1 protein-coding gene is annotated in these 1,298 nt (G+C 54.5%); it reads left to right on the top strand.

From position 1 onward, the window contains the following. On the top strand, nucleotides 1–1,298 hold a 1,298-nt coding region (locus HFE01_RS26325; protein ID WP_243208288.1), incomplete at both ends, for an AMP-binding protein.

The following is a 1,298-nucleotide window of genomic DNA, read 5'->3' as shown; positions in this document are numbered from 1 at the left end:
CTCATCGATGGATTTGGAAATGTGGGGGTATTAGGTGCTGATGCTGTTGAAGCGGGAGCCCTGTTCCATACCTATGTAGAAGAACAAGTCCAGTTTGTGCCGGATCACGTGGCGGTGGTGTACGAGGAGCAACAGCTGACGTACCGCAAACTGAACGAGCGTGCAAACCAATTGGCGCGTAAATTGCGAAAGGAAGGCATTGGACGCGAATCGATTGTCGGCATTTTGAGTCAACGTTCGGTGGACATGCTGGTCGGCGTACTGGCGGTGTGGAAAGCCGGAGGCGCCTATGTGCCGCTGGATGCAGACTATCCGTCCGAGCGCATTCGTTTCATGCTGGAGGACAGTGGTGCGACGGTACTGTTAACTCAGACGGGATTGCATGAGCGCGCACAAGCTTGGCTGAATGAAAGCCAAAGGGCTTTGGGCGATGAAAATGCTAAGGGTGAGCTGGAGACGGCGGTTAGCGTTGAAACGGTGGAAAGAGGTAGCCTCAATGAAGGCTTAGGCTTGAAATCAAATTCGGTGTCTGACCGCGAAGCAGCATCCGAGCCAGCAACAGGGCTGCGTCTGCACACCGTACTGGTATTGGACAATGAGTCACTGTACACCGGAGATACGACAGACGTCGATCATATTAACGAACCGCAGGATCTGGCATATGTGATCTACACGTCTGGGACAACCGGACGTCCAAAAGGTGTCATGATCGAACATCGCAGCTTGGTGAATACGGCTGCAGCATATCGCCGGGATTACCGCCTGGACCAGTTCCCGGTCCGACTGCTGCAATTGGCCAGCTTCTCCTTCGACGTGTTCGTCGGCGATATTGCGCGGACGCTTTATAATGGTGGGACAATGGTCATTTGTCCGAAAGACGACCGGATTGATTTTAGCCGTCTGCACGGATGGATTCGTGATTATCAAATTACGCTGTTCGAATCGACACCGGCCCTGATCGTACCGTTTATGCAGCATGTGCATGAACACGTACTAGACATGAGTAGTCTAGAGCTGCTCATCACGAGCTCAGACAGCTGCAGCGTGACAGACTACCGAGTGCTGCAGGAGCGGTTTGGCGCGGAGATCCGCATCATCAACAGCTACGGTGTTACGGAAGCGGCGATTGACTCCAGCTTCTATGACGAAGAGCTGTCGAAGCTGCCAAGCAGCGGGAATGTGCCAATTGGGCAGGCGTGGCTGAACGCACGCTTCTACATCGTGGACAGCCAGCTGAATCCAGTGCCGATCGGCGTACTGGGCGAGCTGTGCATTGGCGGTGCTGGTGTCGCACGGGG

The sequence above is a fragment of the Paenibacillus sp. EKM10P genome (assembly GCF_011800655.1).
Classification (GTDB): Bacteria; Bacillota; Bacilli; order Paenibacillales; family Paenibacillaceae; genus Paenibacillus; species Paenibacillus polymyxa.
Note: the sequence above shows the minus strand (reverse complement) of the source record. Positions and strands in the feature narration are given on the sequence as shown.